Source organism: Streptomyces sp. (assembly GCF_050698815.1).
Taxonomy (GTDB): domain Bacteria; phylum Actinomycetota; class Actinomycetes; order Streptomycetales; family Streptomycetaceae; genus Streptomyces.
The window spans coordinates 1-13460 of sequence record NZ_JBOHCV010000287.1; the positions used below are offsets into that span (position 1 = coordinate 1).

Sequence of the window (13460 nt, forward strand, 5' to 3'; positions counted from 1 at the left end):
CACGTACCCGACGCCGGGTACGTGCGCGGGTACATGCGCGGCGCGGGCGTCAGCCGCCGTACGCGCCGGAGGCGGTGAGCCGCAACGCCGTGTCGATCAGCGGCACATGGCTGAACGCCTGCGGGAAGTTGCCCACCTGGCGCTGCAGCTTGGAGTCCCATTCCTCGGCGAGCAGCCCCAGGTCGTTACGGAGCGCGAGCAGCCGCTCGAAGAGTTTCCGCGCCTCCTCCACCCGCCCGATCATCGCCAGGTCGTCGGCGAGCCAGAAGGAGCACGCCAGGAACGCACCCTCCTCGCCGGCCAGACCGTCCACGTTGGCGTCGTCGACCTGGGAGGTCGGGTAGCGCAGCACGAAGCCGTCCTCCGTGGACAGTTCCCGCTGGATCGCCTCGATCGTCCCGATGACGCGCTTGTCGTCCGGCGGCAGGAAACCCATCTGCGGGATCAGCAGCAGCGAGGCGTCCAGTTCCTGCGAGCCGTAGGACTGGGTGAAGGTGTTGCGCTCCTTGTCGTAGCCCTTCTCGCAGACGTCGCGGTGAATCTCGTCCCGCAGGTCCCGCCAGCGGGCGAGCGGACCGTCGACCTCACCGGACTCGATGAGCTTGACCGTACGGTCGACCGCGACCCACGCCATCACCTTGGAGTGCGTGAAGTGCCGCCGCGGGCCGCGGACCTCCCAGATGCCCTCGTCCGGCTCGTCCCAGTGGTCCTCCAGGTAGCCGATGAGTTTCAGCTGGAGCAGCGAGGCGTAGTCGTTGCGCGCGAGCCCCGTCATATGGGCCAGGTGCAGCGCCTCGGTGACCTCGCCGTAGACGTCGAGCTGAAGCTGCCCCGCGGCCGCGTTGCCGATCCGCACCGGGGTGGAGGCCTCGTAGCCCGGCAGCCACGTCAGCTCCGCCTCGCTCAGCTCCCGCTCGCCCGCGATGCCGTACATGATCTGGAGGTTCTCCGGGTCGCCCGCGACCGCGCGCAGCAGCCACTCGCGCCAGGCCAGCGCCTCCTGGTGGTAGCCGGTGCGCAGCAGCGACGACAGCGTGATGGCGGCATCCCGCAGCCAGGTGAAGCGGTAGTCCCAGTTCCGCCCGCCCCCGATGCACTCGGGCAGCGAAGTGGTGGGCGCGGCGACGATGCCGCCGGTCGGCGCGTAGGTCAGCGCCTTGAGCGTGATCAGCGACCGTACGACGGCCTCCCGGTAGGGCCCGTGGTATGTGCAGTGGTCGACCCAGTCACGCCAGAACTCCTCGGTCGCCTCCAGCGCCTCCTCCGCGTCGGGCTCCGACGGCGCGCCCTTGTGGGAGGGCTGCCAGCTGATGGCGAAGGCGACCCTGTCGCCGGGGCCCACCGTGAAGTCGGAGTAGGTGGTCAGGTCCTTGCCGTAGGTGTCGGCCTCGGTGTCCAGCCACACGGAGTCCGGACCGGCCACGGCGACCGTACGGCCCTCGATCTGCTGCACCCAGGGCACCACCCACCCGTAGGAGAAGCGCATCCGCAGCGCCGAGCGCATCGGCACCCGGCCGCTGACTCCCTCCACGATCCGCACCAGCTGTGGCGCGTGCTGCTCGCGTGGAGGCATGAAATCGATGACGCGGACGGTGCCGCGTGAGGTATCCCACTCGGATTCCAGAACGAGGGAGTCGCCGCGGTAGCGCCTGCGGTCGGCTCTCGGCGGTTCCTCTCCCTTCTGGTGCGCGGGTCCCACCCGCCAGAAGCCGTGCTCCTCCGTGCCGAGCAGCCCTGCGAAGACGGCATGGGAATCGAAGCGCGGCAGGCACAGCCAGTCCGCCGAACCGTCTCTACCGACGAGGGCGGCGGTCTGCATGTCTCCGATGAGTGCGTAATCCTCGATGCGCCCAGCCACGTGCATCTCCAGTCGAACTGCGCTCGCCCCCATGGGACGTGCGATGACCTGCAAATTTCCGTCCGGCTCAATCGTGTGTCCGATCGAGCGTCCGAGCAGGATACGACGGAGCGAAGTGAATACGCCCGCGGTCTCCGAAGGACGCCTCAGCCGATGCGGTGAGCTCGGGGCAGGCCGCTCACCTGCTGCGACCACTACTTCACCGTAGGGGACGACCGTAGGGGAGGAGGGGCCGCCCGCGGTACACGGTGCGGCGCGGCCCGGGGTGGTCGCTGATACCCTGGTGGCCCGTGGACCGGTGGGTGAGCGTCCGTGGATTCGCCGGATTCGTCCTCGAATCCTCGGCACGGCAGCCCCCCGAACCGCAGCGACGGCACCCCTCAGCACATCTGCCGCGCACCCACCTCGCTACCACGGGAGCCCCCTCTTGGCACTGCCGCCCACGTCCATGACGACCAAGCACCTCTTCGTCACGGGGGGTGTGGCCTCCTCGCTCGGCAAGGGGCTCACCGCCTCCAGCCTGGGTGCGCTGCTCAAGGCACGGGGCCTGCGCGTCACGATGCAGAAGCTGGACCCGTATCTCAACGTCGACCCCGGCACCATGAATCCCTTCCAGCACGGTGAGGTCTTCGTCACCAACGACGGGGCCGAGACCGACCTGGACATCGGTCACTACGAGCGCTTCCTCGACGTCGACCTCGACGGCTCCGCCAACGTCACCACCGGCCAGATCTACTCCTCGGTCATCGCCAAGGAGCGCCGCGGCGACTATCTGGGCGACACCGTGCAGGTCATCCCGCACATCACCAACGAGATCAAGAACCGCATCCGGCGCATGGCCACCGACGACGTCGACGTCGTCATCACCGAGGTCGGCGGCACCGTGGGCGACATCGAGTCGCTGCCCTTCCTCGAAGCCGTCCGCCAGGTCCGCCACGAGGTCGGCCGGGACAACGTCTTCGTCACCCACATCTCGCTGCTCCCCTACATCGGCCCTTCCGGCGAGCTGAAGACCAAGCCCACCCAGCATTCGGTCGCCGCGCTGCGCAGCATCGGCATCCAGCCCGACGCGATCGTGCTGCGCGCCGACCGTGACGTACCCCGCTCCATCAAGCGGAAGATCTCGCTGATGTGCGACGTCGACGACGCCGCGGTCATCGCGTGCAAGGACGCGCCGTCGATCTACGACATCCCCAAGGTGGTGCACGCCGAAGGCCTGGACGCCTATGTCGTACGGAAGCTGGACCTGCCCTTCCGGGACGTGGACTGGACCGAGTGGGACGATCTGCTGCGCCGGGTGCACCAGCCCGATCACGAGGTGAAGGTGGCGCTGGTCGGCAAGTACATCGACCTGCCCGACGCCTATCTGTCGGTGACCGAGGCGCTGCGCGCCGGCGGCTTCGCCAACCGCGCCCGGGTCACCTTGAAGTGGGTCACCTCGGACGACTGCCGCACCGCGGAGGGCGCCCGTCAGCAGCTCGGCGACTGCGACGCCATCTGCATCCCCGGCGGTTTCGGCGAGCGCGGCGTGGAAGGCAAGGTCTCCACCATCACCTACGCCCGGGAGAACGGCGTCCCGCTGCTCGGTCTCTGCCTCGGCCTGCAGTGCATCGTCATCGAGGCCGCGCGGCACCTGGCCGGCATCGAGGACGCCAACTCGACCGAGTTCGAGCAGGGCACGGCTCACCCGGTGGTCTCCACGATGGCGGAGCAGCTCGACATCGTCGCGGGCGAGGGCGACATGGGCGGCACCATGCGGCTGGGCCTCTACCCGGCGAAGCTCGCCGAGGGCTCGATCGTGCGCGAGGTGTACGGCGGTGAGCCCTACGTCGAGGAGCGCCACCGGCACCGCTACGAGGTCAACAACGCCTACCGCGGCGAACTGGAGAAGAAGGCCGGCCTGGTCTTCTCCGGCACCTCACCGGACAACAAACTGGTGGAGTACCTGGAATACCCGCGCGAGACGCACCCGTACCTGGTCGCCACCCAGGCCCACCCCGAACTGCGCTCCCGGCCCACCCGGCCGCATCCGCTCTTCGCGGGTCTGGTCAAGGCCGCGGTGGCCCGGCAGCAGGGCGAGGGCTGAGCCGTGGCGGACCAGCGGCACATCGTCGACGCCCCGCAGGAGTGGGAAGTCACCGCTACCGAGGTGCCCTTCGAGGGCAACAAGACCAGCGTGCGCACCGATGACGTCGTCATGCCGGACGGCTCCGTCGTCCGCCGCGACTACCAGGTGCACCCCGGCTCCGTCGCCGTGCTCGCCCTGGACGAGGAGGACCGGGTGCTGGTGCTGAGCCAGTACCGGCACCCCGTGCGGCAGAAGCTGTGGGAGATCCCCGCCGGACTGCTGGACGTCCCCGGCGAGAACCCGCTGCACGCGGCCCAGCGCGAGCTGTTCGAGGAGGCACACGTCAAGGCCGGGGACTGGCGCGTCCTCACCGACGTCTACACCACGCCGGGCGGCTGCGACGAAGCCGTACGGATCTTCCTCGCCCGTGACATCGCGGCGGCCGAGGGCGACCGCTTCGAGGTCTCGGAGGAGGAAGCCGACATGGAGCTGGCCCGGGTGCCGGTCGCCGACCTCGTACAGGGCGTGCTGGCGGGGGAGTTGCACAACAACTGCCTCGTCGTGGGGGCGCTGGCCCTCACAGCCGCCCGGAACGGGCCCGGGCTGGAGACCCTCCGTCCCGCGGACGCGCAGTGGCCGGCCCGCCCCTTCGAGGGCTGACCCGGCGAGCGGGACCGTGCGCGGCTGATCGTGAACTACGCTCTGTGCGTTCCCGTTCGCGGTCCGCGGCGGGTCCGGATGCGAAGGCGCAGGTGGACGGGAGCGTGACCCGTGACGGATCAGGGGGTGCGGCCCTCCGGCACGGGCGCGGGCATGCCGACGGCGTCCACCACGCAGCAGCCCATCGGGCAGCAGCTCACCGGGCAAGAGGGCGCGAGCGGCGGCCGGTTCGTGGGCCGGACCCGCGAACTGGGTGAGCTGCACACCGATATGGAGCGGGCCGGGCTGCACACCCTCTCCGGCCGCCCTTCCCCGCACAGCCGGGTGCTGCTCATCGCCGGACGGGCCGGTTCGGGACGCACGGCGCTGGCCGAGGCGTTCGCGGCGCAGGTCGCCGACCGCTATCCCGACGGGGTGCTGCGGGCCCGGCTGACCGGCCCCGGCGGCGCGCCCGTACCCACCGAACGCACCGCCCGCGACCTGCTCGCCGCCCTCGGCCCCGATCCCGTTCCCGCGGGAGCCGGTGAGGACGAGCTCACCGAGACCTTGCGCGCCGCGCTCGGCCGTCGCCGGGTGCTGCTGCTGCTCGACGACGTGGCAGGGCCCGCGCAGCTGCTCGATCTGCTGCCCGACAGCCGGGACTGCCTGGTTCTCGCCGTCGCCTCCGGGCCGCTGACCGGCGTTCCGGACGTACGGCCCTGCACGCTCGGCGGGCTGGATCGGGAAGCCGCCGTCGCGCTCCTGGCCGGCCGCGCCGGGGCCGCGCACCGCACCACCGTCGACCCGCGCAGCGCCGAACTGGTCGCCGAGGCGTGCGGCGGCCTGCCCGCGGCGCTGACCCTGGCGGGAGGCTGGCTCGCCGCCCGCCCCAAGATCTCCGTGGCCGACGCGGCCAAGCAGCTCGAGCGGCTTCCCGACGCCGACCCGCTGGAGCGCGCCTTCCGGCTGGTCGGCGACTCCCTCGCCGAGCAGCCCGCCCGGCTCCTGCGGCTGCTCTCCCTCGCCCCGGCCGGGCTCGCCGACGCGCACACCGCCTCGGCCCTGGTGGGCTGCTCGGTCGCCACCGCGCAGCGCTCCCTGGAGGAGTTCCTGCGGCTGGGGATGCTGCGCGCCGCCCCCGCCACACCGGGCTGCTACTCCGTGCCGCGCTGCCTGGACCCGCTGCTGCGGGCCGAACTGGCGGAGCGGGAGAGCGCGGAGGAGGTGACGCTCGCCCGGGCCCGGATGCTGGAGCGGATGGTGCGGCAATTGCGGGCGTGCCACGCGGTCACCGAGCCGGGAGGCTCCGAGGCCCGTAAGAGCCTGGCGCTGCTGCCGCGCGCGGTCCGGTTCGGCAGCGCCGCCGCGGCCCGTGACTGGCTGGCGGCACGGCGGCCGGTGGTACTCGCCGCGGCACGGCTCGCGGTCACCGAGGGCGGGGGCCGGCTCGACACCCTCGCCCGTCGGCTGATCTCCGCGCTGGCCCGCGCTTTCGACGCGCACTGTTCGCCCGAGGAGGCGGCCCCCGAGCTGTACCGGCTGCACGAACTCGTGCTCGGTGTCGCCGAGCGCGGCGGCCGCCGCCGGGAACGGGCCGTGGCGCTGCTCAACCTCGGCGACCTGGACGTCCGTACGGGCAGGCACCCGCGGGCTCTGGAGCGCTACCGGGCCGCCCTCGACGCGGCCCGTGACGGCCGCGACGGCCGTCACCTTCGCGACGCCGCCGACCAGCAGGCGGCCGGCCGCGCCCTGGAGTCGATCGGCGGAACCTACGAGGACCTCGGCGACTGGGCCCGGGCGGCCGACTGGTACGGACGCGCGCTCGAGCTGCACCAGACCCGGGACGCCCGGGCGGCGGTGGCCCGGCTGCACGGGCGGCTCGGCACCGTGCACGGCCATGCCGGGCGGTCCGGTGACGCGCTGCGCGAGTGGCGTGCCGCGGCGGCGAACTTCCGCCGGCTGGGTGACTCGCGGTCACAGGCCCGGGCGGCGGCGGAGGTAGCCCGGCTGCGGGAGCGCGACGACGGCGGCCGCTGACCCGCTCGCACCCATCACGCACCCGGCCGGTGAGCTGCCCCCGCACCTGGCCGGTGAGCTTCCGCGTCCATCCATGGGAGAGCGGCTGGGAGCGATGAGAGAGCATGGACGCAGGATCGGCCTACGAAACCAATAGTCATTCCAGAAAAGATTCTCGCTTTGTAAGGCTGGACAGCACGGGATCCTTCATTAGACTGACGGAGCCGTGGCCGTCCGGGCATCAACGGGCATACCTCCCATGTACTGCCGTAGTGGGATGGGGGTCACGGGTGCTCCTGTCGCCCGTCGGGCGCGGAAGCTTCCGAGAAATCCCAGAGTCAAGGACCGTGATCGACGTGAAGGTCGGCATCCCCCGCGAGGTCAAGAACAACGAGTTCCGCGTAGCCATCACCCCGGCCGGCGTGCACGAACTCGTACGGAACGGACACCAGGTCGCCGTGGAGCGAGGAGCCGGTCTCGGCTCCTCCATCACGGACGAGGAGTACGTCGGCGCCGGAGCCGCCATCCTCGGCTCCGCCGACGAGGTCTGGGCCACCGCCGATCTTCTGCTGAAGGTCAAGGAGCCGGTTCCCGAGGAGTACGGGCGCCTGCGCAAGGACCAGACGCTCTTCACCTATCTGCACCTCGCCGCATCCCGTGCGTGCACCGACGCCCTGCTGGAGTCGGGGACGACCGCCATCGCCTACGAGACAGTGGAGACCGGCACCCGCGCGCTGCCGCTGCTCGCCCCGATGTCGGAGGTCGCCGGGCGGATCGCGCCCCAGGTCGGCGCCTACCACCTGATGCGGTCGGCCGGCGGCCGCGGTGTGCTGCCGGGTGGTGTGCCGGGCGTGCACGCGGCCCGCGCCGTTGTCATCGGCGGCGGCGTCTCCGGCTGGAACGCCACCCAGATCGCCATCGGGCTGGGCTTCCACGTGACGCTGCTCGACAAGGACGTCAACAAGCTTCGCGAGGCCGACCGGATCTTCGGCACCAAGGTGAGCACGGTCACCTCCAACGCGTACGAGCTGGAGCGGGCCGTTCTCGACGCCGACCTGGTGATCGGCGCGGTGCTGATCCCGGGGGCGAAGGCGCCGAAGCTGGTCAGCAACGAGCTGGTCTCCCGGATGAAGCCCGGAAGTGTTCTTGTCGACATCGCCATCGACCAGGGCGGCTGTTTCGAGGACGCGCGCCCGACGACGCACGCCGAACCGACCTTCCGCGTTCACGACTCGGTCTTCTACTGCGTCGCCAACATGCCGGGCGCGGTGCCCAGCACGTCGACCTACGCGCTGACCAACGCCACGCTTCCTTACATCGTGGAGCTGGCCAACCGCGGCTGGCGGGACGCGGTGCGCAGGGACGTGACGCTGGCCAAGGGCCTCAACGTGCACGACGGCGAGGTCATTTACGGTCCGGTCGCGGAGGCTCACGGACTGGACAGCCGCGAACTCGGCACGCTGCTCGGCTGATCCGGCGCCCCCTCTGGGCCGTCAATCGACGGCGTCAACCTTCATATGAGGGAACGTCACCGCCCACACCTCGCCCGCGAGGTGTGGGCGGTGACGTGACACCGGCGTGATGTTGACGGCTCAACTCGCCGTGAACGTAACTCTCTCGACCGTTTTGCACCGCACGGTGCCCCGGGTCGGCATACTCTTGGCCCCTTGACATCACCGTGTTCGCTTGTCGACACATCGTGCCGTCTCACGCGGATTGTGTTGCTGCGGACCGCCGACACGCCATAGAGTCGCCGAACGTCGGCATGGTGCCACGCTGACCTGTCTAGAAGTTTCCTGGTCACCAAGGAGGTAGGACGACTTGTGAATGAGTCGACATTTACTCCCGGGGGTGGTCAACCAGGAGCGCCTGCACAGGGCCGGGAACTCTCGGGGTCCGAGGGTGTCGGCTCCGTCGCTGTTCGCACCTTCGCCGCCCACCAGAACGCATCACCGACCACGACAGCCCACGAGAGCATGGACGGCCACCACGTGAACGCCATGGCCGGCGACTCCGCAGGCGACCAGTCCGCCGACCGCGTCGCCGACTACAGTGACCCCCAACGCGCCGCCTACGGCGAGCTGCCCGAGGGGCACTTCTACGATCCGGACGCGGAGTACGAACCGGATCCCGAGTACGCGGCCACCCTCGCACCCGACGCCGCCCGGCAGCGCCGCGAGCGCATCGGGCCGACGGGCCGCCCCCTCCCGTACTTCCCCATCCCCGGCCCGGTCAGCGAGCCAGGCCCGGCGAAGATCATCGCGATGTGCAACCAGAAGGGCGGCGTCGGCAAGACGACTTCGTCCATCAACCTGGGCGCGGCGCTGGCGGAGTACGGACGCCGTGTGCTGCTCGTCGACTTCGACCCGCAGGGCGCCCTGTCGGTGGGCCTCGGGGTGAACCCGATGGAGCTCGAACTCACCGTCTACAACCTGCTGATGGAGCGGGGCCTGGCGCCGGACGAGGTGCTGCTGAAGACGGCGGTCGCGGGAATGGACCTGCTGCCCAGCAATATCGACTTGTCTGCCGCCGAGGTGCAGCTGGTGAGCGAGGTCGCCCGTGAGTCGACTTTGCAGCGCGCCCTCCAGCCGCTGCTGCCCGACTACGACTTCATCGTCATCGACTGCCAGCCCTCGCTGGGCCTGCTGACGGTGAACGCGCTCACCGCCGCGCACAAGGTGATCGTGCCGCTGGAGTGTGAGTTCTTCGCACTGCGCGGTGTCGCTCTGCTGACCGAGACCATCGAGAAGGTGCAGGAGCGCCTCAACCCGGAGCTGGAACTCGACGGCATCCTGGCGACGATGTACGACTCGCGCACCGTGCACAGCCGTGAGGTGCTGGCCCGGGTGGTCGAGGCGTTCGACGAGAGCGTCTACCACACCGTGATCGGACGTACCGTCCGCTTCCCCGAGACCACCGTCGCGGGTGAGCCGATCACGACGTACGCCTCCAACTCCGTTGGTGCCGCCGCCTACCGCCAGCTTGCCAGGGAGGTGCTCGCCCGGTGCCACGCCGAGTGAGTCTCCCGGCAGCCGACGAACTGTTCCGTACGACGGGGGGATCGGCGGTCCAGCCCTCGGCCCCCGCACAGCAGCACGCGCACAGCAACGGAGCGGAGCCTGCCGGGGCGTCGGCGCCGCCCCCGGCCTCGCGGGTGCCCGCACCCGCGAGCGAGCCCGCCGCCGAAAGCACCACCGGGCCCGACACCGGCACCACCGACGACACCGCCGGTGCCGGCGGTGCCGCAGACCGTTCGGGCCGGGACGAGCACAGCACGGCGGCGGACGGAGACCGGGGCCGGGACGGACCGGTAACGGCGGCCGGATCCTCCGGCGCCGAGCACGCCGGCCGCGAGGGCGGCGGCCAGGACAAGCAGGCCACCGCACGGCGTGCCACGGTGCCCGGCCAGGGCGGGGCACAGAGCGCCGGACGGGCCCGAGCCGGACAGGAAGGCCGGAGCGGCAGCGCCGAGCCGCGCCGTACCGGTTCGCAGCAGCAGGCCGGGCGGGGTGAGCCCAACGGCGCCTCATCGGGATCTCCTTCATCCCGCCGCGGCCGTGGCGCGAATCGCCGGCCCAGCGGACGCGAGCGGCACGACGAGAAGATCACGGTCTACGTCGCCGCGGAGGAGCTGATGGACCTGGAGCACGCCCGGCTCGTACTGCGCGGCGAGCACGGACTCGCTGTCGACCGCGGCCGTATCGTGCGTGAGGCGGTCGCCGTCGTCCTCGCGGACCTGGAGTCACGCGGCGAAGCGAGCATCCTTGTGCGCCGCCTGCGGGGCCGCTGACCGACAGTGCCGCCGACCGACAGTGCCGCTGAACGAATGTGAGAGGCCAGGTGGGTGAGCCGCGGCGTCGTCCGCGGCCGTTCCCCAGTACGCTGCCCGGCGATGCCCACTCCTGACGACCACGCCGACCCGACACCCCGTGCCGCCCGCCGCACGCTGGGGCGGGGTCCGGGCGGCGCCGCCGGTCCGCCGGGAGAGACGGAGCCCGGGCAGGGGCCCCCCGCCGTGGACGAAGCACCCGCCGAAGAAACCCCTGAGCCGTCCGCCGAAGCGGCCCCCGAGCACCCCGAACCCACCGAGCACCCCGAAGCCACAGTGCCATCCGAGCCCCCCACGGCTGCGGAGCCGCCGACGGAACGCGAGGAGCCGCCCGACGACGGCCGCTTCAAGGTCGTGCTCGACAACTTCGAGGGCCCGTTCGACCTGCTGCTCCAGTTGATCTCCAAGCACAAGCTGGACGTCACGGAGGTCGCGCTCTCCCGGGTCACCGACGAATTCATGGCCTACATCCACGCCATGGGAACGGACTGGGACCTCGACCAGACCACCGAGTTCCTGGTCGTCGCCGCGACGCTGCTCGATCTGAAAGCCGCCCGGCTGCTGCCCGCCGCCGATGTGGAGGACGAGGCGGACCTCGCGCTGCTGGAGGCCCGCGATCTGCTCTTCGCGCGACTGCTGCAGTACCGCGCGTACAAGGAGATCGCCGGAATCTTCGCCGGGCGGCTGGCCGACGAGGCCCACAGGCACCCCCGTACGGTCGGCCTCGAACCGCATCACGCCGAACTGCTGCCCGAGGTCGTCATCAGTATTGGCCCCGAAGGCTTCGCCCGGCTCGCAGTCAAGGCGATGCAGCCGAAGCCGAAGCCGCAGGTGTTCGTGGAGCACCTGCACGCACCGCTGGTCAGCGTGCGCGAGCAGGCGGAGGTGGTGGTGGCACGGCTGCGGGAGTTCGGCGAGGTCAGCTTCCAGCAGCTCACCGAGGACGCACCGGACACCCTCACCGTCGTCGCACGCTTTCTCGCGCTCCTGGAGCTCTACCGCGAACGTGCCGTCTCCCTCGACCAGGACGAGGCACTGGGGCTGCTCACCGTCCGCTGGAGCGGCGGGGAGGGCACGGAGCCGTTGGTGACGGACGAGTTCGACCAGCCGCCCGGACAGCCGGAGCCCGAGGAGGAGTTGCAGGCATGAGCGAGGAGACGTACGAGATCCCGGAGGCACGGATGGGCCCGGAGGACCCGGCGGGCGGGCCGGCGCAGGACCCGGAGGGTGCCGCCGATGGCCTGGCGGAACTGGAGCTCAAGCCCGCGCTGGAGGCCGTGCTCATGGTGGTGGACGAGCCGGCGACCGAGGAACACCTGGCGAAGGTGCTGCTGCGGCGGCCCCGCGAGGTCGCGGACGCGTTGCGGGAGCTGGCCGACGAGTACGACCGGCAGCGGCGGGGCTTCGAGCTGCGCCTGGTGGCCGAGGGCTGGCGTTTCTACACGCGCGCGGAGTTCGCGGCCGCCGTGGAGGGATTCGTGCTGGACGGACAGCAGGCCCGGCTCACCCAGGCCGCGCTGGAGACCCTCGCCGTCGTCGCGTACCGCCAGCCCGTCAGCCGCTCACGGGTCTCGGCGGTACGCGGAGTGAACTGTGACGGCGTGATGCGTACCCTCCTCCAGCGGGGTCTGGTGCAGGAGGCGGGCGCGGAACCCGAGACAGGTGCGATCCTGTACAGGACGACGCATTACTTTCTGGAGCGGATGGGCCTGCGCGGCCTGGACGAGCTTCCGGAGCTGGCGCCCTTCCTCCCCGAGGCGGAGGCCGTCGAGGGGGACACCCAGGAAGGCATGCCGTCGTTCGACGTAGACGACAGCGACGACTCCCAGACGGATCCTTGATGCGAAGCAGTGGCAGCAGCAATACCGGCGGTAACCGTAATAACAGGGGCGCGGGCAAGAAGGGAGCCCCACCAGCACGCGCCGGGGGCGCGGGGAAGGGCAAACCGCAGCGCCCGGGCCGTCCCCGGCCGGAAGAGCGCCGCTACGAGAAGGGCGAGGACCGGCCCGCGGGGGGCGGAAAGGGCGGCGCCCCGAAGCGCCCCGAGTCCGCGGCGAAATCCGCGAAATCCGCCAAGCCCGCGGCGAAGCCCGCGAAGTCCGCGGCGAAGCCCGCCGCCAAGAACGCTCCCAGGGGCGGCCCGAAGAGCGCCGCCGCCAAGAGTGCCGCCAAGAAGGCCGCGAAGGCCGGCCCACGGAAGGTCACCAAGAGCGGCGCCCCCAAGGCCCGTGCCCGCAACGCGTCCGCGCCGGCGCGGCCCCGCGAGTACGACGCCCAGGTCGAGGAGCGCAATCGCGCCCGGCACAGCAAGCCGCCGCTCAAGCTCCCCAAGACCTTCGGCGCGGAAGAGGGCGAGCGGCTGCAGAAGGTGCTGGCCCGGGCCGGCATGGGTTCGCGCCGCGCCTGTGAGGAGCTGATCGAACGGGCGCGGGTGGAGGTCAACGGCAGCATCGTCGTCGAGCAGGGCGTCCGCGTGGACCCCGACAAGGACGAGATCAAGGTCGACGGACTGACCATCGCCTCCCAGTCGCACGTCTTCTTCGCGCTCAACAAGCCCGCGGGCGTCGTCGCGTCGATGGAGGACCCGGAGGGCCGCCAGTGCCTGGGCGACTACGTGCAGAACCGCGAGACCCGCCTCTTCCACGTCGGCCGGCTCGACACCGAGACCGAGGGCATCATCCTGCTCACCAACCACGGCGAGCTGGCCCACCGCCTCACCCACCCCCGGTACGGCGTCAAGAAGACCTACCTCGCCGCCATCCAGGGCCCCATTCCGCGGGACCTGGGCAAGCGCCTCAAGGACGGCATCAAGCTGGAGGACGGGTACGCCCGCGCCGATCACTTCAAGGTCGTCCAGAACACCGGCAAGAACTACCTTGTGGAGGTCTCCCTGCACGAGGGCCGCAAGCACATCGTGCGCCGCATGCTCTCGGAGGCGGGATTCCCGGTCGACAAGCTGGTCCGCACCCGGTTCGGTCCGATCGCCCTGGGCGACCAGAAGTCGGGCTGGCTGCGCCGGATGACGAACACGGAGGTCGGCATGCTGATGG

The 13460-nt window shown here is 71.0% G+C and carries 10 protein-coding genes; 9 read left to right on the top strand and 1 reads right to left on the bottom strand.

From position 1 onward, the window contains the following. Positions 1-49 precede the first annotated feature (49 nt). Entirely contained in the window at positions 50-1864 is a 1815-nt protein-coding gene (locus ACRDP3_RS10380) for a glycoside hydrolase family 15 protein (RefSeq protein WP_431516581.1), read from the bottom strand. A 442-nt stretch (positions 1865-2306) separates the two neighbouring features. Between ACRDP3_RS10380 and ACRDP3_RS10385 the strand changes: the two genes are divergently transcribed. From ACRDP3_RS10385 to ACRDP3_RS10425, 9 genes are all read left to right on the top strand, one after another. Then, entirely contained in the window at positions 2307-3944 is a 1638-nt protein-coding gene (locus ACRDP3_RS10385; protein ID WP_431516582.1) for a CTP synthase, read from the top strand. 3 nt (positions 3945-3947) lie between these two features. Next, positions 3948-4586: an NUDIX domain-containing protein gene (locus ACRDP3_RS10390; protein WP_431516583.1), complete on the top strand. Its 639-nt coding sequence runs from the start codon at positions 3948-3950 to the stop codon at positions 4584-4586. 111 nt (positions 4587-4697) lie between these two features. Further along, positions 4698-6602 carry an NB-ARC domain-containing protein gene (locus ACRDP3_RS10395; RefSeq protein WP_431516584.1) on the top strand — a complete coding sequence of 635 codons (1905 nt, stop codon included), beginning with the start codon at positions 4698-4700 and terminating at the stop codon, positions 6600-6602. Between the two features lie 335 nt (positions 6603-6937). Next, entirely contained in the window at positions 6938-8053 is a 1116-nt protein-coding gene (ald, locus tag ACRDP3_RS10400) for an alanine dehydrogenase (RefSeq protein ID WP_431516589.1), read from the top strand. A gap of 351 nt (positions 8054-8404) precedes the next feature. After that, complete coding sequence (locus ACRDP3_RS10405) at positions 8405-9601, top strand: ParA family protein (protein ID WP_431516585.1); 1197 nt, start codon at positions 8405-8407, stop codon at positions 9599-9601. Continuing rightward, positions 9598-10371, top strand: a complete 774-nt coding sequence (locus ACRDP3_RS10410; RefSeq protein WP_431516590.1) for a hypothetical protein — start codon at positions 9598-9600, stop codon at positions 10369-10371. The genes ACRDP3_RS10405 and ACRDP3_RS10410 overlap by 4 nt, the downstream gene beginning before the upstream one ends. Positions 10372-10473: 102 nt before the next feature. Further along, positions 10474-11559 (top strand): segregation and condensation protein A, encoded by a 1086-nt coding sequence (locus ACRDP3_RS10415; RefSeq protein ID WP_431516586.1) that lies wholly within the window; start codon positions 10474-10476, stop codon positions 11557-11559. After that, entirely contained in the window at positions 11556-12251 is a 696-nt protein-coding gene (scpB, locus tag ACRDP3_RS10420) for an SMC-Scp complex subunit ScpB (protein ID WP_431516587.1), read from the top strand. The genes ACRDP3_RS10415 and scpB overlap by 4 nt, the downstream gene beginning before the upstream one ends. Next, positions 12251-13460, top strand: a 1210-nt coding sequence (locus tag ACRDP3_RS10425) for a pseudouridine synthase (RefSeq protein ID WP_431516588.1), incomplete at its 3' end; no start/stop codon positions are given. The genes scpB and ACRDP3_RS10425, both read left to right, overlap by 1 nt.